This is a genomic window from Pseudomonas sp. No.21 (genome assembly GCF_054558415.1).
In genome coordinates this window covers 203,786-220,184 of the sequence record NZ_BAAJNO010000003.1, presented here as the reverse complement: position 1 = coordinate 220,184, position 16,399 = coordinate 203,786, and the positions used below count along the sequence as shown (strand labels likewise).

Sequence of the window (16,399 nt, the reverse complement as noted above, 5' to 3'; positions counted from 1 at the left end):
CAGAGATGCTGCCGATCCTGTCGGAAACACCCGGCACGGGGGGAGGTGCCGCCTCTGCCAAGCCCTGAATGCTTACGGGTTGGCCGTAAAGCGGCGCTCAGCATGCCGACCCGCAACGGGGTGGTCAAGCAGGCATCTTTACGGCAAAGTCTGCGCCTTTGCCCGCCGAGAATCACCATGCGAAGCCATGCCCTGCGCGCCGATATCCTGATGCTGATCACCGCCGCCATCTGGGGTGCCGCATTCGTCGCCCAGCGACTGGGCATGGATGCCGTCGGGCCCTTCCTCTATACAGGCCTGCGCTTCACCCTCGGCGCCCTGGTGCTGCTGCCACTGCTGTTGTTGCTGCCACGCCCGGCACCGAAAGCACCGCTGAACCGGGGCATGCTGCTGGGCGGCGTGCTGATGGGCCTGGCCCTGTCGCTGGGCATCAACCTGCAGCAGGTCGGCCTGCTGTTCACCAGCGTGACCAACTCGGGCTTCATCACCGGGCTGTACGTGATCATCGTGCCGCTGCTCGGGCTGCTGCTGGGGCACCGCACCGGCACGGGTACCTGGCTGGGCGCCGCGATGGCGGTGGCCGGAATGTTCCTGCTCAGCGTCGGCGACGACTTCCAGGTCGCCTCGGGCGACTGGCTGCAACTGGCCGGCGCCTTCGTCTGGGGCGTGCACGTGCTGCTGGTGGGCTTCTTCGCCAGCCGCTACGACCCGATCCGCCTGGCCATCCTGCAGTTCATCACCTGCGCGGTGATCAGCATGGTGCTGGCGCTGTTGCTGGAGGAGATCCGCCTCGACGCCATCCTCACCGCCGGCCCGGCGATCCTCTACGGCGGCGTCATCGCCGTGGCCATCGGCTACACCCTGCAGGTGGTGGCACAGAAACACGCGATCGCCTCCCACGCGGCGATCATTCTCTCCCTGGAGGCGGTTTTCGCCGCCATCGCCGGCGCCCTGCTGCTGGACGAGTCGCTGCATGCCCGTGGCTACCTGGGCTGCGGGCTGATGTTCGTCGGCATGCTGGTGGCGCAGCTCTGGCCGCAACCGAAGGTCGCGGCCGAGCGCGCAGAGACCGCGCCCGCTCAGAGATAGGGCACGAGCGCCTGGTGCGCGGGGCTGGCGAGGTCCAGCGGCAACGCGCGCTTGGCGCCGATGTAGTGCTCGGTGAACACATCTAGGTAGGCATTGAGCGCCCCGGCGGCGCGCTCGTCGCCGGCCAGCTCCAGGCACAGCGCGGCCACTTCCGCCGTACACAGGTGCTCGTCGCGGTTGGAGCGGCGCAGGCGGTAGCGGGAGATCTGCTCCGGCTGCAGGCTGAGTACCGGGAAGCGATCCAGGTAGGGACTCTTGCGGAACATCTTGCGGGCTTCGTTCCAGGTGGCGTCGAGCAGGATGAACAGCGGGCGCTTGCCCGCCTCCACCTGCACGTCGCTGACCACCCGCGATTGCGGCTCGACGTACTCCCCCGGGAATACCAGGTACGGCTGCCATTGCGGGTCGTCGAGCAAAGCGATGATCGCCGGATCGACTTCGGTGCGCGACCAACTGAAGGCACTGGTGTCGGCCACTGTGTCGGCGATCAGCCAGCCGGTGTTGCTGGGTTTCATCGGCTCCGAGTAGTACATGAACAGGCACATGCCGGAGCGGGCATCCACCTGCGGGCGCAGGGAACAGAAACAGTAGGGGGCGATCACCCGGCAACCCGGGCAGCGTGGCGAGCGGGCACCACGGGCGACAAAGGGGCGGGTACTGCGCGCCAGCAGCTCGGCGCGCAGGCGGGAAACGGCGTGACTCATCGGATAGCGGTCCAGGACAACTGATAGAGATCGCGACGCCGGTCCCGGCCGTTGCGCACGGCGCCCGCCTCGCGCAATTGCGCAAGGCGGGCGAGATCCAGGTCGGCGATCGCGAAGGATTCGATATTGGCATCCGCCTGGGCCAGCACGGCATCGGGCGGGAATGGCAGGTCGGCCGGGCTGAAGATCGCCGACTGGCTGTACTGGGTGTCGACGTTCTCCACCCCGCGCAACAGGCCGACGCCGCCGGCGATGGCGACATAGCACTCGTTCTCCACCGCCCGCGCCTGGGCACAGAGGCGCACACGCAGGTAGCCGTGTCGGGTGTCGGTCCAGAACGGCACGAGGAGTATCTCCAGCCCCTGCTCGCGCAGCAGCCGGGGCAGCTCGGGGAACTCCACGTCGTAGCAGACGAGGATGCCGACGCGGCCCACATCGCTGTCGAACACCTGCAGGCTGTTGCCACCTTCGAGGCCCCAGGCCTCACGCTCGTTGGGGGTGATGTGCAGTTTGGGCTGGCGGTCCTGGCTGCCATCGCGGTGGCACAGCCAGCTCATGTTGAGCAGGCGCCCACCCTCCTCCAGCGGCAGGCTGCCCGGGCAGAGGTTGACCCGGTAGCGCTGGGCCAGGCGCGAGAACGCGGCCAGCAGCGGCTCGGTGTACTCGGCGAGCTTGCGCATCTGCGCCGGGCCCTGGGCGAAGCGCGCGCCCTTGAGCAGGTTGACGTGGAAGAACTCGGGGAACACCGCCAGCTCGACGCCATAGCCGGCGAGGGTCGCCACCGTGTGTTCAAGGGCCTCCAGCAGGGCCGGCAACTCGCTGCTCTGGCCGAGCGCCCACTGCACGGTGGCGACACGCACGGGGCGACGTTGCTGGGCGAGCGGCAGGGTGGTTTCCGGGCCTGGCATGACGGGCTCCTGAAGGGCGGGGGAATGCCGCGCAGTTTACCTGCGCCACCACGGAAAAGGGCGGCCGCAGCCGCCCTTCCGTCCCCCCTATCCTCAGAAGGTGTGGTTGAGCGCCAGGCCGATGAAATGGATCTGGGTCTTGTACTCGCCCTTGTAGTTGCCGCCGTTGCCGGTGCAGCGCACGCCGCTGTCGACATACAGGCCGCCGCTGCCGGGCACCCAGCCGGCCGGGGAGCAGGTGTCGGTGTAGTCCATCTTGCCGGTGTCGAACTGCACGAAGCTGTAGGCGAGGTCCACCGAGGTGTCCTTGAACAGCTTGTAGTTGGCGCCGAAGGACAGCCAGTAGCGATCCGCGTCGGGAAAGCCCGGGTGGCGGGTGGTGGAGCCACTGACCGGGCTCTTGTCGTAGGCGACACCGGTGCGCAGCAGCAGGTCGTCGCTGTACTGGTAGTTCATCCCCAGGGAAATCTTGTAGGTGTCGTTCCAGTCCTGCTTGACGCTGAGGTCGCCCTCGGTAACACCGTTGAAGTAGGGGTAACCGGCGACCTGGTCGAGCCCCACGCCGATGGTGCCCAGGCGCGAGTGGCGGGTCCAGGTCACGTCGGCCATCAGCGCGACCTTGTCGTTGAGCTGGTGGAAGGCGTTGATGGACAGCGACTCGGGGGTGTCGATCGAGGTGCTGCCGTTGGAGTTGGGGTGCAAGCGGGTGGCGGCGAAGTCACCGGGGTTGACCCAGTTGGCAGGATCGAGCACCTGCTCCAGCGCGTCCTGCGGCGGCAGCGTAATGATCCCGAGGTCGATCCCGCCGCTCAGATCGGTCGTCGGAGAAGGCACGGCCCCCTGGACACCGGCGAAGCTCCACTTCGACTCACCTTCCAGGGTGTGCTTGATGTGGGAACGGTAGGAGATGCCGAAGCGGGTGAATTCGGTCGGCTCCCACAGGTAACCGATGTTCCAGCCGAAGCCCCAGTCATCGCCCTTGGCGCGGAAATAGCCGTCGCCCTGGACGTTGTCGGCGAAGTTGGAGGCCACGCAATCCACGAAGGAGTCGCCTGTCTGCCCGTCACAGCTACTGATTTCAGTGGGCACGTCGACGCCATAGAGCAACGGGATCGCGAACTGCCCCAGTGGGGACGCGGCCAGTTCGGTGACATCCTGGTTGGCAGCGACGAACTGCCCGGCCAACTGCCGCGAAGCGCCCTTCACATCGGCCGCGCCACGCTGGATGGACTTGATGTACTGGGCCGAGACGCCAAAGCCGATGCTGTGATGCTCGTTGAAGCGGTAGGCGATGCTGGGGTTGAAGTTGACCGTCTCCAGGCTCGCTGACTGGATACCGTAGCGGCCGCTCCAGTCCTCTTCGTAATCCAGCTTGGCGCCATAGGGCACGAAGATCCCCAGCCCGACGGTGACCTGGTCGTTGATCTGCTTGGAGAAGTAGAAGTTCGGCGCCACGGCGGCGTCCGGCAGGTAGGAACCGGCATCGCCATCACCCGTGCCGGTGGGGTTGCCAAACACGTCGGTCGATCCCTTGTCCTCGTATTCGCCCTTGGGGAGCAGGATGCTCAGTCCGCTGGTCATCTGGGTGCCCTTGAGGCGGGCAAGCCCGGCAGGGTTGTAGAAGATCACCGAGGGATCGGCGGCTTCCGCGCCATTGGCATGGGCAGTGCCCTGGGCAGAGACGGATTGCGAACCGAAGTGATACCCGGACGCCAGGACCGGGGGGGTGAATGCAAACACCAGACTGCCGCCGCAGAACGCGGTGAGCCAGCCGGCAGGACGAGTTATTGTCATTGTTCTCGACTCCCAACTTTTTTTGACGGAGCCTCTCGGCACCGTTGAAGCAGCTTTCCTCTTTGGCCGGCACGCAAGTGTTTCCGGGGTTCGGCAGGCCAACCTCACTGGACGCCGGGGACGTCCGCTGTTTTGTGACAGCCCGTGTTTTCCACGCTATCCCCGACCTTTAGTCGTGGTGACCCGACGGGGCGCGCGGTGCGGTAACACCCCGGGGAGCGCGTCTCCAAATGGCCGGCCGCAATCGCCGTTTCGCTTATCCGGCAAGGAGTTACGCGATCCACCCAGCTAAAGCGGCTGTGCGATGCAGCCAGCCCCGGCAGGTGTGTTACCGATCATCCCGCCAGCCGGGGCTCGCTCCTCGTAGCGGAGATGCGGCGGCCAGCATTTCGCCGCTACGCGCAACGGCGCAAAGAGTCGGGAAGGAAGGCGCTGGCCTGGCCAGTCGCCATCCGCCCCTGAGGGGACAGACCGGCCAGGCGGCAATTGATTCAAGCGGTAGATTTCGCAGCGGGCGCCCCAAGGGTTGGATGCACACCGCTACCAAGGAGGAAACCAGGCGGGACGGGGTCTGCGGGAGCGGATCGATTACCTCTTGATCTGCCAGCCGCGCTTGTTCAGGATGCGCCGACGATAACGCCGGACGATTTCAGGTCGCCGCTGAACACCGGCGCTGACCTCGGGTCAAAGGCTGCCAACCGTTGGAGATTTTCATGTCACGCCCCCTCGCAATCGCCCTCGTACTCGCCCTGCCCTTCACTGTCCAGGCCGCCTCGCTGAAGGACTTCGAGCTGACCAAAATGCTGGAAAAAGTGGCCGAGGAAAGCAGCGTCGGGACGCCGCGCGCGATCAACGAGGACATCCTGGACCAGGGTTACACCGTCTCGGGGGCAGAACTGGTGAACCATCTCAGCGTGCGTGAGGCCCATGCGGCGCAGATGCGCGCCAATCCGGACTCCATGCGCGCACAACTGGCCAACAGCGTGTGCCGCAACAATGGCTATCGCCAACTGCTGGCGCGCGGCGCGGCACTGCGCTACGAGTTCAGCGAGTACAAGACCAATCGCCCGATCAGCAACGAGCGCTTCACCGCCTCCGATTGCGGCCTGAGCACTGCTCCGGCCAAGTAGGGCGGGACCGCTCAGTCTTCGGCGGCGCGTCGCTGCTCATCATCGGCGCGCAGCTCCGCCAGCAATGCTTCCATATAGCGCGAGCGACGCAGGCCGCCGTCCAGGCGTCGCTGGCATTCCTCCTCCAGACTGAGGCCATTGGTGTAGGCGGCCTGTTGCAACATGCGATACAGCTCGAGGTCGATCTCCAGACTCAACTTGGGCATGCCTGCCCCTCCCTCCGTACATCCCTAGACGGCCCAGACCGACCCGCTGGCCCGAACCTCCCTTGTCCTCGGCTTGCCGATACCTGCAGGTTAGGCGAGGCACGGCACATCTCCACTGCCGCAAAGGGCGGCGCCGACAGATTCCGACAAGCGCGACCGATAGCCGCGGCGAAACAACTGCGCTCCTATGCTTCTGGTATCGACGGACACCCGCTGGCAAACAACCGGGGGCTGAAGCAAGCTGTATTCGAGCGCTCGCAAGGCGCGCGGATGCGCCTGTGACGTCGATGACGCTCGACGCGACTCGCCCGCCAGAAATGATGGCCCGCAGGTCGCGATGCAGTTGATGAGCAAGGAGAACGCTATGCCTTACGAACCGGACGACTACCTGTCGAGACACTTCCAGACCAGCGGGATCGACCTCAACCAGAAGGTCGACGAACTGGTCAACCTCACGGTCCCGGGTGACAGCCGCAACCTCGCGCTGTACCGGGAAATGGTGATCACCGTGGTGCGCATGGCCCAGGCCGACCGCAACCGCTGGGACGCCAAGATCATGCTGCAGACGCTCCGCGAGATGGAGCACGCCTTCAGCGTCCTCGAACAGTTCAAGCGGCGCCGCAAGGTCACCGTGTTCGGCTCGGCACGTACACCGGTCGAACATCCCATCTACGACCTTGCGCGCCAACTGGGCAGGGAACTGGCCAAGCTCGACCTGATGGTGATCACCGGTGCCGGCGGCGGCATCATGGCCGCCGCACACGAAGGTGCGGGGTTGGAGAACAGCCTCGGACTCAACATCACACTCCCCTTCGAACAGCACGCCAACGCGACGGTGGACGGCACGGATAACCTGCTGTCGTTCCACTTCTTCTTCGTGCGCAAGCTGTTCTTCGTCAAGGAGGCGGATGCGCTGGTGCTTTGCCCGGGCGGCTTCGGCACCCTCGACGAGGCCCTCGAAGTGATGACCCTGGTTCAGACCGGCAAGAGCCCGCTGGTGCCGATCGTGCTGCTCGATGAGCCGAACGGCAGCTACTGGAAGGAGGCGCTGGATTTCCTCCATCGCCAGCTGGAGCAGAACCGCTACATCCTGCCCACCGACATGAAGCTGATGCGGCTGGTCCACAGCGCCGAAGAGGCCGCCGATGAAATTGCGCGCTTCTACGGCAACTACCACTCCAGCCGCTGGCTAAAGGGCAGCTTCCTGATCCGCATGAATCACGGCCTGACCGAACCTGCGCTGGCGGAAATCCGAGAAACCTTCGCGGACCTGTGCCTGCAAGGCAGCTTCGAGCAAAGGCCCCATTGCGAGTCGGAGAAGGACGAACCGGAGTTCTGCGACCTCATCCGCCTGGCGTTCACCTTCAACGGACGCGACCACGGGCGCCTGCGCGAACTGATCGACTTCATCAACGAACCGCAGCACTGGGCAAACCACGCCTGAGTATCCCACCAGACGGCCATGCGCGAACGCGCATGGCCCGAGTGGCGTGCAATCAGTCGTCGAGGGAAGCGCCGCGCAGCAGGCGGCCGATCATGTCCATGGAATAGCCACGGTAGGCGAGATAGCGGCCCTGCTTGGCACGCTCACGAGCGTCGGCAGGTCGTTCCCCGCCGAACTTGCGCGACCAGACGTCACGCAGATGACTGCCCCAATCGACATCCGCCTCGCGCAGTGCGGCCTCGATTCCATCCCTGGCCAGGCCCCGCTGAGCGAGATCTTCACGAATGCGCTGCGGCCCATAGCCTGCACGGGCACGGCTGGCCACGAAGCTTTCCAGGTAACGGGACTCATCGAGCAGGCCCTCGTCCGCTAGGCGGTCGAGGGCGCTGTCGATCAGTTCGGGAAGAGCACCCCGTTGACGCAACTTGCGCGTCAACTCGACCCGCCCATGTTCTCGTCGCGCCAGGAGGTCCATGGCGGCCCGCCGCACAGCGGCGGGGCTATCGAGCACGATGGGCACGGGGTTTAGAAGTCGGCTTCGGTTTCGGCGACTTCGCTGGTGGCAGCGGACTCGCCCTTGATGGCGTCACGATTGAGCAACTGCTCACGGATCAGCTTCTCGATGGCCTTGCCCACTTCAGGGTTGTCCTCCAGGTACTTGGCGGAATTGGCCTTGCCCTGGCCGATCTTGTTGCCCTGGTAGCTGTACCAGGCGCCGGACTTCTCCAGGATGCCCTGCTGCACGCCCAGGTCGATGATCTCGCCATTGCGGTAGATGCCCTTGCCATAAAGAATCTGGAACTCGGCCTGACGGAAGGGCGGAGCGACCTTGTTCTTCACGACCTTGACGCGGGTTTCGCTGCCCACCACTTCCTCGCCCTCTTTCACCGCACCGATACGGCGGATGTCGAGGCGGACGGAGGCGTAGAACTTCAGCGCGTTACCACCGGTGGTGGTTTCCGGGCTGCCGAACATCACGCCGATCTTCATGCGGATCTGGTTGATGAAGATGACCAGGCAGTTGGCGTTCTTGATGTTGCCGGTGATCTTGCGCAGCGCCTGGGACATCAGGCGGGCCTGCAGGCCGACGTGGGAATCGCCCATCTCGCCTTCGATCTCGGCCTTGGGCACCAGGGCCGCCACGGAGTCGACGATGATCACGTCGACGGCATTGGAACGCACCAGCATATCGGTGATCTCCAGCGCCTGTTCGCCGGTATCCGGCTGGGAGACCAGCAGGTCATCGACATTCACGCCCAGTTTGCCGGCGTAGTCGGGATCCAGCGCGTGCTCGGCGTCGACGAATGCGCAAGTGGCACCCGCCTTCTGGGCTTCAGCGATCACGGACAGGGTCATGGTGGTCTTGCCCGAGGATTCCGGACCGTAGATTTCCACGATACGGCCCTTGGGCAGACCGCCGATACCGAGCGCGATATCCAGGCCGAGGGAGCCGGTGGAGATGGCCGGAATGGCCTGGCGATCGTGATCACCCATGCGCATTACGGCGCCCTTGCCGAACTGTTTCTCGATCTGGCCCAGGGCAGCCGCCAAAGCACGCTTCTTGTTCTCGTCCATTGAAGTCCTCGCTAATCAAGAGGGCCTGACGGCCACCAACAACTGTATAAGTAGCCAGTATTATTCCATAGGGCAAGTCGCGCGCCTACCCCTCGGACGCTTTTTCTCCTGCAGCTAGTCGGATCACCCCATCCAGGGCCTTGGCCACCGTCTGCTGGCGGACCGACTGGCGATCACCCTCGAACTGACAGCGGCACGACTGGATGGAGCCACCATCGGCCCAGGCCAGCCAGACGGTGCCGACCGGCTTCTCCAGCGAACCGCCGTCCGGTCCTGCGACGCCGCTGACGGCCACCGCGAAACGTGCACCGCTGGCCGCCTGGGCCCCCTGCACCATGGCTTCGACGACTTCGCGACTGACCGCGCCGACGCGACCGAACAGCTCGCGCGCAACCCCGAGTTGGCGGGTCTTCTGGGCATTGGAATAGGTGATGTAGCCCGCCTCGAACCAGGCCGAGCTCCCGGGGATACGGGTGATCGCCTCGGCAATGCCGCCACCCGTGCAGGATTCGGCGGTGGTCACCTGGGCGCCCACGAGGCGTAGTTGCTGGCCAAGGCGCGCGGCCAGTTCGGTCAGTCGTGAATCGATATCGGACATGTGCACTCCGGGGTTAAAGCGGGCGAGCGGGATACCGTACACTAGCGCCTTTTGCGCGCAAGGCCGGGCATCGCCGCCCTCCTGCCGAACGTCCTTGCCGCCCCACTTTCAAGACAGATGCGCTGACCGATGGCCAAAGATACCCAGGACCTCTCCGACCACACGCCGATGATGCAGCAGTATGGTGATTTGAGAACTCGGCGCCTTTATTCATCCGTGTTTCCGCGACCAGCTGTCTAATTGGAAATCCCGAGATAGCCCTCCCAGAGGCCGCATAAATCGGGTTAGCGATACTTAGAATTAGACAGCCTTCCTCGCCCGTTCTGGGCAACTATTTTCCCTCCTTTCCCAACTCGATGACCCACGCCTGCAGACCCTTCAGCCTCACGGCGCAGCGGTCTGCATCTCCGGCGAGGGCGGCAAGATCTGCTGCAGTCGCAGGGTGAAGTTCGGCGTACTGGGCGCCATCATCCACGCCGGAGGCGCCGGAGGCCGTGGGCACTCCACCGCAACTGGCCGGACTTCGGACCTTGACGAGCAGCCGCTGGCGATCAGCAGCGAGATCAGCGCGCAGCCGATCAGTGTTTTCCTGAGCATGTGCCAGCTCCTGGTAGTGCTGTTGTTCGGTGAGAGCCAGGCGACGCTGTAGGTCCGCCTGCTGTTCCTGCTGTGTCTGCAGCTGCCTGGCCGTGGCGCGGTCGATTTCGGCCAGGGTGTCGGCGTGTACCTGGTTGGCAGTGGCCAGCTTCGCCTCCCATCGCCAGCCGTTGACCATCGCTCCGGCAGCAGCCGCTATGGCGCAGGCGACCACCAGCACCAGCAGTCGAACCGGCAGGGCGGTCACTGCACTGCCTCCACGGCCTGCTGGTAGAGCGCTGGCCAGGTCTCAGGGTGCGGCTTACCGGGGCGCCAGGTGCGCAGGTACATCTCCCAGGCCGCACGTGGCGCCCCGATCTCCGGCAAGGCCATGGGATCAGTGATCAGCAGCAGGCGCGCCAGGCAGCAGGCCAGGATGTCGTCGGTCTCGATCGCGGCGTAAATGGCGTCATCGGTCGGGAGCACGCCCCGGGCTTCGAGCACCTTCGCGGCAGTGCGCATGGTGGCCACGTGGCGCGGAACGCCGTGGACCATGCCGCCGCCCTTCTCCCCCTGCCAGAAACTCCTGGCGGGGCCGTTGATCTGCCGGCGGTGGAGGAAGCGGCTCTCCTGCAGCCCGATGGCCAGCAGCATCACCTCTGCCTTCTTGCCCGCCATGCGGTCAGGCAGCAGCAAAAACGCCGGGGCGATGACCTCCCGGCGGACCTGTTGTAGATCCATGGTGTTCTCCAGAAACAAGAAGCCCCGCGCTTGGCGGGGCTGTCAGGTAGGTTCGGCCTGGGGCGGCCAGCTCATCGGCGGAAGCATGGCGAGCAGTTCGGCCTCGGTGGGAATGGGTGCGCCTGCTTTCACGTCGGCCACCAGCTGGTAGCCCAGAGCCCAGCAAGCGTCTCGCCACTCCACGCCGGCCTGGCCCTCGGCCTGGAATTGAGGGTTGGTGCTGGTGGCGTAGGTGCACAGGCTGAGGATGCTGTCGTAACGTCGCTCCCGCGCCACGGTGTCCATGTGGCGCTGCACGCAGCCAGTGAGCTCGGTGAGGATCTCCTGCTCGGTCCTGGGAATTTCCGATGACGGAATGACGCGCCCGCCCACTTTTGCGGCCAGAGCTTCGATTTTGATACCAGGCGCAACCGCCATCACTGCACCGTCCGGCAAGAGAATTACCTGGCTCATCACATGCCCCCGAATATGATTACCGAGATGTCAGCGTTGTCCACAGCGCTGCCGCCGCCGTCCGCAAACATCACCCGCACTGACGTAGTTGTCTTCGTGCTCGTGCTGTCAGTCGTGTTGAACGTCCCGTTGTAGAGGTACATCCAGCGCCCATTGCCCGTGCCGGCCGAGTAGCCGACTGCATAGTTGGCGTTCGCCATCGGGTTGACGAAGTTAATGGTGTAGACCCCGGCCGACACTCGCGTCACAGACGCGACGTTATGCGCACCTTTGATCGACATGGTCACGCCGTTGAAGTTGACCCAGGCAGTGGCGAGACCTTTATCAATGGTCAGTGCCGGCATCGCGGCAACGCGCATGTAGTCCATGCACCGCCAGTTCCCGCCCCCCAGCGAGACAAACAGAGCCGTATCACCGCCGACCGTGGTGATGTTGGCCAGGCCAGGCAGGATCATCGATGTGGCGTTGTAGGTGATCGTCAGCACGCCCTGGAAGGTCAGCCAGCGCGTTGTGCCGGCCGGCGCAGTCCCGAACGAGGTGATGCCGGTGGTGCCGGAGATGCTCAGTGTATTCGCGCGGGCAGCGCCGATGTCTGTCGTCGCAGCCGATGCCACCGTGAGGATAGGGCCGGGGTCTATGGCTCCTACGGCACGCATCAGCCGGTCACCGTCACGCGGTACTGCCCGGAGGTGGGAGCCGTACCGAAGGTCAGCTGAATCGTGTTCACCCCATTCGCTACCCAGTCAGCGATCACCCCGGCATTGGTCGAGGCCTCGCGCACGCTGACGACCACGTCCTGGGTATTGAGGTTGTGGGTGACAGTGATGGTGGTGGCGGTTCCGTCGCCGATGGTGGCGGAGGCCTTGCGAGCGACGACCGAGGTATCGACAGCGATCACGCCGCCGGAGATCGAGATACCAGTGCCGGCGGTGTAGCTCGTGCCGGCGCCAACCTGGGTCCACACGAGCGCGGTGGTGCCGATGGCGATGGGGGCGTCGGTGGTCATCAGCCAGACCTGGTTGCCCTGGTTCGTGCCCTCGCTCACGAACACAGCAGCGCCCAGCGCCTCGGCGGCGGTATCCATGTCGGTGGAACGGGTCCAGGAACCGGACGCGGCAACGTAGATGCCATTGCCAGAGCCGGCGGTCTGGTTCTTCACCAGCACTCGGTCACCGGCAACGACGCTCACGCCGTCGATGGTCTGCGCCCCGGACAGCGTGATGTTCGCCGTGGTGGCTGCGCGGACGGGCGTCTTCCAGGCATAGCCTTGAACCGCGGCGTCGAGCTGGGCCTTGGTGACGGCGTCCTGCGGGCTTACAGCATCGGCGAGGGCGGTCACGCGGAAACCGCCCGCGTCGAGCAGGTTGGTCAATTTCATGGATTGCTCCTAGTTGAAGTAGGCGCTGCCGGTCTCCGGCCGCCCGTGGGTGATCTGGACGATGTCCTGGTCGATGTAGGTGATGTCGGGCTCGACCTTGCGGCCGGTGGAGTCGACGACTGTGACGCTGGGAAAGCGCTGCAGGTTGTGGGGAACGGTCCACACCGCCAGGGCGATGGTCTGATCCCACTGGAAGGTCGTTCCGCCCGGGGCGCCGTCACGGCCAGAGGGGCCTTGCGGGCCGGTGGCCACGACAGCTGCAGGTGCTCGCCGGGGCTCCGTGACGATCACCACAGGCTGCGCCACGGCCACCGCGGCGGGGTTGTCAGCCATGGCAGCACCCTCCCCCGCTGTTGACGACCACCTCGCCGCGCAGCCAGCGCTCCACGCGCCCATCGGTGTAGGTGAGGTCAAGGTCCCATTCGCCGCGCGTCCAGGTGATGGCAGCGGTCTGCTCGGGCGTGAGCACAATCAGCAGCTGGCCCAGGCCGGTGACGGTCAGCCCGTCGCCCAGCGTGAGCACGATGGGCTCGGCGCCCTCCCCCCGGATCTCGACTCGGGGCACCATGCCGGTGAGGTCCACCGGCAGTTGGAAGACCAGCACGCCTCCGCTGGCCTTCAGCTGCAGCCCGTTGATGTCGTTGAACTCGACCGTATCGGCGTCGACTACGCGGGTCATGCGACCCACGGCGGTGGCCTTGTCCAGGTTCAGGCCCTGGCCCTGCTGGATTCCCTCGCACCAGGTCATCCATTCCCCGGGCAGGCCGTGGCCTGGCACCGTCATCTTCAGCGGGGCCGTCTGCTGTATCGCCGTGATCGGCTTGTAGGTGTAGGTAGGCTGCATCAGCAGGAGCGGCTGCTGCAGCGTGGCGCCCGGAATGATGGGCAGGTCTAGGCGGGCCGGCGTCATGCTGGCTACTCCTTGTGTCAGGGGTGTCAGGCGCCGGCGGCGCGGTGCAGGCGGAAGAGCGGCGGGTTGGCGGCGGCCAGGTCGGAGCGCAGGAATTCCCAGGTGTCGGGCGAACCGGTGGACCAGCTGATCGAGCGCTGCAGCAGCGTGTAGCGGCTGTTGCCGTCAGCGGAGGTGCCCAGTACGGGTGTGCCCACAGAGGCCGCGCGAACGAACGGGGAGCCGTTCGGGTGAGCAGCCAGCCAGTAGCGGCGACCGCCAGCCAAGACGGCCGGAACGTCCAGGGTCACAGTGGCCTGGCCCGTAGCAGCAGCCGAGACGCTACCCAAGGCACCAGACAAGCCAGCACCTGGCCATCCTGCTGCATCCGACTCGTAGATCTTCATGGTGATCACGCTGGAGGCCGCCGCCGTGGTGATGATCATCGACACCTGATCGACGGTCATGTCATGGGGCGGCACGAACGGCACCAGGTAGACGGTGTTCGCGGTCAGGAACTGCGTCGAGTTGGTGAAGCTGACCGGGATGTTGTCAGTCCAGGCGTCCTCCGGTATCTCGAACACCGGTACCGCCACCCACTCCTCGAAGCGGCGCTGATACTGGCGGCCATCGTCGGTTACGTCCTCGATGCCGCCACCAGGGCCTGGGGTGCCGCCGGAGTCGCGCAACTGGACGAACAGGCCGGCGGTGGCGCGCATGCTCACCACCGTTCCGGCCGGCCAGAGCCTGGCGGGGGTGCCTTCTTGGGCCCGAGCCACAGTGAGCACGCCCGACGCATTGGCGGTGACCTTCACGATCTCCCAGGCGTTTTCCTGGCCCGCCACATCAGAGCCCACCAGGGTAGCCAGGTAGTAGTCGCCACCAGTCAGGCCGGTTAGCAACGCAGCGCGGTCGGTCTCCACGGTCATGCTGGTGGCGCCGGCGGCCAGCTCGGCCTGCAGGGTCGCCGTCCAGTTGTTCACGAACAAAGGTTTGGCCATCAGATCCATCCTACGATCCCAGCCGACAAGGCCGAGGCGATGTGAGTAACAGGGTTCCAGGCGCAGTAGGGCCTGGGCCCATACAGGCGATTGCGGTCGGGGAAGGTGACGATTGCGCCCTGGTGGTTCTCGTTCATCAGCAGCGGCGCGAGTGGCGTCGTCGGGCAGGCCGCGCCGATGTAGCGGTGCTCGGGCTGAGCCGAACCGGTCTCCTGCAGGCGCACGTACAGGCCCACGAGGTTGTTGCTGTAGACGACGATGTCCGAGTTATCCCCGGCCAGGACGCCGCCGATAGATTCCCGCGGCATCAGGCGTTCGCGCAGGGTCAGCGGCCCGACCGCGTCAACCGGCGACTCCTCGCCGGAGAATGTCTGGCTGTAGATGCTCTCGCCGTTGAGGGTGCCGGAAGCCGTGATGGTGCCGGGCGGCGACTCGTTGAACAGGCTGGCCAGGTCCGCCTCACAGGCCAGCGTGCTGTCGACCTTCAGCTGCCAGAGGAACCTCGAGCGCTTCGTGCCGCCGTCGACGGTCATGTGCTGCTCCGCCTCCTCGCGCCGGTACAACAGGCACGGAATCGGTAGGCCGGACTCGTTGAACCATGCCGCCCAGATCCGGTCGATGATCTCCCGCGTCTCCGTGCCATTCGCCGAGATGGGGTTGCCGGTGCCGTCGTGCTCCACCACCATGTCGGAGGTGTAGCCCGAGGTGCCCAGCGTCTCGGCCCGGGTGTAGAGCACGGTGATGTTGGCGGCGAATGGGGTAGCGGCGCCTCCGGTGACCTCCACCAGCAGGAACCCCACCGGCATGGGCCGCTCCAGCGGGCCGTAGGCCACGTCACGCATGTACAGCATCAAGATGGCCTTGCGGCCGTCGCTGCTGATGTCGATCGGGACCGGCCACTGAAACACCGGCGCCTCGCCCTCTCCGAAATCCAGGCTGGGCGTCGACTGGCCGTTGTCCGCCGGCCAGGTCACCGTTATGGCCTTGGTTTGCGGGGGCTTTCCGAACTCGCCCATGCGCCGGGCCTGGGCGCCATCCAGATTGATGATCCAGCGCGTGCCGTCCGGCGAGCAGTAAAGCCAGCCGCCCAGGTCCTGGCCGTAGAGAGCGGTGCCGCTCAGGATCGCCTCGTTCCACCACTCACGGCCTGCTGCCTCATCCTCGGCCGCCTGCTCCGGCGTGCGCCAAGTCAGCGGCGTGCCAGGGACGTGGATGCGGTAGTTCGTGCTGCCAGTGAGCGGGTGCTCCCGCGTCTCGCCGTTTGGCAACACGATCTCGCCCTGGCTGGGGTTGGGCGCCGGACGGATCAGACCGTGCCAGGGCCAGCCCCACACGTTGACCTTGTCGGTCAGCACTCCTTGCACGTTCATCATGCCGGCGGCTCCGCCAGGAAGATGACCACGTCGGCCTCGGCGTCATCCTTCAGCCGCAGCGTTTTGATTGGCATCACCTCAAGCGTGAAGATCCCGTCCGAGCTGGTGAGGATGCGAGTGCCGTAGTAGTCCCTATCCGGGACCGTGACGCCCTCGACCACCTTGGTCTGCTCGGTCAGCGGGCTGGCGATGCCGCCACCATCGGCACCCACTCGGGTAGGCGGGTTCCAGGTTCCAGCCCCTCGCGTGGCAGGACGGCCTCCGGTCTTCTCCCTGACTGCCAAGGTTTTGCTCTTCCGCTCCGGCGGCTTGAGCGAGTTCAGATCATCCGGCAGGGTCTTGCCGCGACGCTGCTCCTCCAGGCTCCGGCCAACTGCTCGGCGGGCGGCCTCGGAAGACTGAGCCCGGCCGGAGGAGATCGCTTGGCGCGAGGAGTTTCGGGAAGCCTCGGAGGTAGCGGCGCGCGAAGCCTCAGACGTCGAGGCGCGCGACGCTGACATGCCATCCGCGATTGCGCGGCGCTCGTCTGCTAGGGTCATG

Annotated in this window: 20 protein-coding genes; 3 read left to right on the top strand and 17 right to left on the bottom strand. The window is 65.6% G+C overall.

From position 1 onward, the window contains the following. The first annotated feature begins 102 nt into the window (after nucleotides 1-102). Nucleotides 103-1,089 (top strand): DMT family transporter, encoded by a 987-nt coding sequence (locus tag ACYJSS_RS06785; protein WP_373875095.1) that lies wholly within the window; start codon nucleotides 103-105, stop codon nucleotides 1,087-1,089. Here the strand turns inward: ACYJSS_RS06785 and ACYJSS_RS06780 are convergent. From ACYJSS_RS06780 to ACYJSS_RS06770, 3 genes are all read right to left on the bottom strand, one after another. Then, nucleotides 1,080-1,793, bottom strand: a complete 714-nt coding sequence (locus tag ACYJSS_RS06780) for a tRNA-uridine aminocarboxypropyltransferase (RefSeq protein ID WP_111261752.1) — start codon at nucleotides 1,791-1,793, stop codon at nucleotides 1,080-1,082. The genes ACYJSS_RS06785 and ACYJSS_RS06780 overlap by 10 nt on opposite strands. Continuing rightward, on the bottom strand, nucleotides 1,790-2,701 hold the full coding sequence (locus ACYJSS_RS06775; RefSeq protein ID WP_158545605.1) for a carbon-nitrogen hydrolase family protein: 912 nt from the start codon (nucleotides 2,699-2,701) through the stop codon (nucleotides 1,790-1,792). Before ACYJSS_RS06775 ends, ACYJSS_RS06780 begins: the two co-directional genes overlap by 4 nt. Before the next feature lie 93 nt (nucleotides 2,702-2,794). Continuing rightward, nucleotides 2,795-4,495 (bottom strand): OmpP1/FadL family transporter, encoded by a 1,701-nt coding sequence (locus tag ACYJSS_RS06770; RefSeq protein WP_236204543.1) that lies wholly within the window; start codon nucleotides 4,493-4,495, stop codon nucleotides 2,795-2,797. Between the two features lie 713 nt (nucleotides 4,496-5,208). Here ACYJSS_RS06770 and ACYJSS_RS06765 point away from each other — a divergent pair. Next, nucleotides 5,209-5,625 carry a quorum-sensing-regulated virulence factor family protein gene (locus ACYJSS_RS06765; RefSeq protein ID WP_173171775.1) on the top strand — a complete coding sequence of 139 codons (417 nt, stop codon included), beginning with the start codon at nucleotides 5,209-5,211 and terminating at the stop codon, nucleotides 5,623-5,625. 11 nt (nucleotides 5,626-5,636) lie between these two features. Here ACYJSS_RS06765 and ACYJSS_RS06760 read toward each other — a convergent pair whose 3' ends face one another. Further along, nucleotides 5,637-5,831, bottom strand: coding sequence for a hypothetical protein (locus tag ACYJSS_RS06760; protein ID WP_111261756.1), 195 nt, complete (start codon nucleotides 5,829-5,831; stop codon nucleotides 5,637-5,639). A gap of 364 nt (nucleotides 5,832-6,195) precedes the next feature. Between ACYJSS_RS06760 and ACYJSS_RS06755 the strand changes: the two genes are divergently transcribed. Beyond that, nucleotides 6,196-7,275, top strand: coding sequence for an LOG family protein (locus tag ACYJSS_RS06755; protein WP_111261757.1), 1,080 nt, complete (start codon nucleotides 6,196-6,198; stop codon nucleotides 7,273-7,275). Between the two features lie 52 nt (nucleotides 7,276-7,327). Here ACYJSS_RS06755 and recX read toward each other — a convergent pair whose 3' ends face one another. The 13 genes from recX to ACYJSS_RS06690 all read right to left on the bottom strand — a co-directional run bounded on the left by recX (nucleotide 7,328) and on the right by ACYJSS_RS06690 (nucleotide 16,398). Further along, complete coding sequence (recX, locus tag ACYJSS_RS06750) at nucleotides 7,328-7,795, bottom strand: recombination regulator RecX (RefSeq protein ID WP_111261758.1); 468 nt, start codon at nucleotides 7,793-7,795, stop codon at nucleotides 7,328-7,330. A gap of 5 nt (nucleotides 7,796-7,800) precedes the next feature. Next, on the bottom strand, nucleotides 7,801-8,850 hold the full coding sequence (gene recA, locus ACYJSS_RS06745; RefSeq protein WP_111261759.1) for a recombinase RecA: 1,050 nt from the start codon (nucleotides 8,848-8,850) through the stop codon (nucleotides 7,801-7,803). 85 nt (nucleotides 8,851-8,935) lie between these two features. Next, nucleotides 8,936-9,448, bottom strand: a complete 513-nt coding sequence (locus ACYJSS_RS06740; RefSeq protein ID WP_111261760.1) for a CinA family protein — start codon at nucleotides 9,446-9,448, stop codon at nucleotides 8,936-8,938. Nucleotides 9,449-9,779: 331 nt separating this feature from the next. Then, nucleotides 9,780-10,292: a lysis system i-spanin subunit Rz gene (locus ACYJSS_RS06735; RefSeq protein WP_236204544.1), complete on the bottom strand. Its 513-nt coding sequence runs from the start codon at nucleotides 10,290-10,292 to the stop codon at nucleotides 9,780-9,782. Further along, nucleotides 10,289-10,765: a hypothetical protein gene (locus ACYJSS_RS06730; RefSeq protein ID WP_236204545.1), complete on the bottom strand. Its 477-nt coding sequence runs from the start codon at nucleotides 10,763-10,765 to the stop codon at nucleotides 10,289-10,291. The genes ACYJSS_RS06735 and ACYJSS_RS06730 overlap by 4 nt, the downstream gene beginning before the upstream one ends. A 42-nt stretch (nucleotides 10,766-10,807) precedes the next feature. After that, the gene (locus tag ACYJSS_RS06725) at nucleotides 10,808-11,218 is read right to left on the bottom strand and encodes a hypothetical protein (RefSeq protein WP_236204546.1); all 411 of its coding nucleotides are present in this window, start codon (nucleotides 11,216-11,218) and stop codon (nucleotides 10,808-10,810) included. Beyond that, nucleotides 11,218-11,874 carry a hypothetical protein gene (locus ACYJSS_RS06720; protein ID WP_111261764.1) on the bottom strand — a complete coding sequence of 219 codons (657 nt, stop codon included), beginning with the start codon at nucleotides 11,872-11,874 and terminating at the stop codon, nucleotides 11,218-11,220. The genes ACYJSS_RS06725 and ACYJSS_RS06720 overlap by 1 nt, the downstream gene beginning before the upstream one ends. Continuing rightward, complete coding sequence (locus ACYJSS_RS06715; protein ID WP_236204547.1) at nucleotides 11,874-12,596, bottom strand: head decoration protein; 723 nt, start codon at nucleotides 12,594-12,596, stop codon at nucleotides 11,874-11,876. Before ACYJSS_RS06715 ends, ACYJSS_RS06720 begins: the two co-directional genes overlap by 1 nt. A 9-nt stretch (nucleotides 12,597-12,605) precedes the next feature. Then, the gene (locus ACYJSS_RS06710) at nucleotides 12,606-12,929 is read right to left on the bottom strand and encodes a hypothetical protein (protein WP_236204548.1); all 324 of its coding nucleotides are present in this window, start codon (nucleotides 12,927-12,929) and stop codon (nucleotides 12,606-12,608) included. Continuing rightward, the gene (locus tag ACYJSS_RS06705; protein ID WP_236204549.1) at nucleotides 12,922-13,506 is read right to left on the bottom strand and encodes a hypothetical protein; all 585 of its coding nucleotides are present in this window, start codon (nucleotides 13,504-13,506) and stop codon (nucleotides 12,922-12,924) included. The genes ACYJSS_RS06710 and ACYJSS_RS06705 overlap by 8 nt, the downstream gene beginning before the upstream one ends. A 26-nt stretch (nucleotides 13,507-13,532) precedes the next feature. Beyond that, nucleotides 13,533-14,495 (bottom strand): hypothetical protein, encoded by a 963-nt coding sequence (locus ACYJSS_RS06700; RefSeq protein WP_236204550.1) that lies wholly within the window; start codon nucleotides 14,493-14,495, stop codon nucleotides 13,533-13,535. After that, on the bottom strand, nucleotides 14,486-15,859 hold the full coding sequence (locus ACYJSS_RS06695; RefSeq protein WP_236204551.1) for a hypothetical protein: 1,374 nt from the start codon (nucleotides 15,857-15,859) through the stop codon (nucleotides 14,486-14,488). The genes ACYJSS_RS06700 and ACYJSS_RS06695 overlap by 10 nt, the downstream gene beginning before the upstream one ends. Then, nucleotides 15,856-16,398, bottom strand: a complete 543-nt coding sequence (locus tag ACYJSS_RS06690) for a hypothetical protein (RefSeq protein ID WP_236204552.1) — start codon at nucleotides 16,396-16,398, stop codon at nucleotides 15,856-15,858. Before ACYJSS_RS06690 ends, ACYJSS_RS06695 begins: the two co-directional genes overlap by 4 nt. Between the last annotated feature and the right edge of the window lies 1 nt (nucleotide 16,399).

Excerpts from the sequence above, each read along its gene's own strand:
- ACYJSS_RS06715 (WP_236204547.1), bottom strand. The coding sequence starts at position 12,596 with ATGAAATTGACCAACCTGCTCGACGCGGGCGGTTTCCGCGTGACCGCC.
- ACYJSS_RS06775 (WP_158545605.1), bottom strand. The coding sequence starts at position 2,701 with ATGCCAGGCCCGGAAACCACCCTGCCGCTCGCCCAGCAACGTCGCCCC.
- ACYJSS_RS06770 (WP_236204543.1), bottom strand. The coding sequence starts at position 4,495 with ATGACAATAACTCGTCCTGCCGGCTGGCTCACCGCGTTCTGCGGCGGC.
- ACYJSS_RS06690 (WP_236204552.1), bottom strand. The coding sequence starts at position 16,398 with ATGACCCTAGCAGACGAGCGCCGCGCAATCGCGGATGGCATGTCAGCG.
- ACYJSS_RS06760 (WP_111261756.1), bottom strand. The coding sequence starts at position 5,831 with ATGCCCAAGTTGAGTCTGGAGATCGACCTCGAGCTGTATCGCATGTTG.
- ACYJSS_RS06705 (WP_236204549.1), bottom strand. The coding sequence starts at position 13,506 with ATGACGCCGGCCCGCCTAGACCTGCCCATCATTCCGGGCGCCACGCTG.
- ACYJSS_RS06785 (WP_373875095.1), top strand. The coding sequence starts at position 103 with ATGCCGACCCGCAACGGGGTGGTCAAGCAGGCATCTTTACGGCAAAGT.
- ACYJSS_RS06720 (WP_111261764.1), bottom strand. The coding sequence starts at position 11,874 with ATGCGTGCCGTAGGAGCCATAGACCCCGGCCCTATCCTCACGGTGGCA.
- ACYJSS_RS06700 (WP_236204550.1), bottom strand. The coding sequence starts at position 14,495 with ATGGATCTGATGGCCAAACCTTTGTTCGTGAACAACTGGACGGCGACC.
- ACYJSS_RS06755 (WP_111261757.1), top strand. The coding sequence starts at position 6,196 with ATGCCTTACGAACCGGACGACTACCTGTCGAGACACTTCCAGACCAGC.
- ACYJSS_RS06780 (WP_111261752.1), bottom strand. The coding sequence starts at position 1,793 with ATGAGTCACGCCGTTTCCCGCCTGCGCGCCGAGCTGCTGGCGCGCAGT.
- ACYJSS_RS06710 (WP_236204548.1), bottom strand. The coding sequence starts at position 12,929 with ATGGCTGACAACCCCGCCGCGGTGGCCGTGGCGCAGCCTGTGGTGATC.
- ACYJSS_RS06695 (WP_236204551.1), bottom strand. The coding sequence starts at position 15,859 with ATGATGAACGTGCAAGGAGTGCTGACCGACAAGGTCAACGTGTGGGGC.
- ACYJSS_RS06740 (WP_111261760.1), bottom strand. The coding sequence starts at position 9,448 with ATGTCCGATATCGATTCACGACTGACCGAACTGGCCGCGCGCCTTGGC.
- ACYJSS_RS06725 (WP_236204546.1), bottom strand. The coding sequence starts at position 11,218 with ATGAGCCAGGTAATTCTCTTGCCGGACGGTGCAGTGATGGCGGTTGCG.
- ACYJSS_RS06730 (WP_236204545.1), bottom strand. The coding sequence starts at position 10,765 with ATGGATCTACAACAGGTCCGCCGGGAGGTCATCGCCCCGGCGTTTTTG.
- ACYJSS_RS06765 (WP_173171775.1), top strand. The coding sequence starts at position 5,209 with ATGTCACGCCCCCTCGCAATCGCCCTCGTACTCGCCCTGCCCTTCACT.
- recA (WP_111261759.1), bottom strand. The coding sequence starts at position 8,850 with ATGGACGAGAACAAGAAGCGTGCTTTGGCGGCTGCCCTGGGCCAGATC.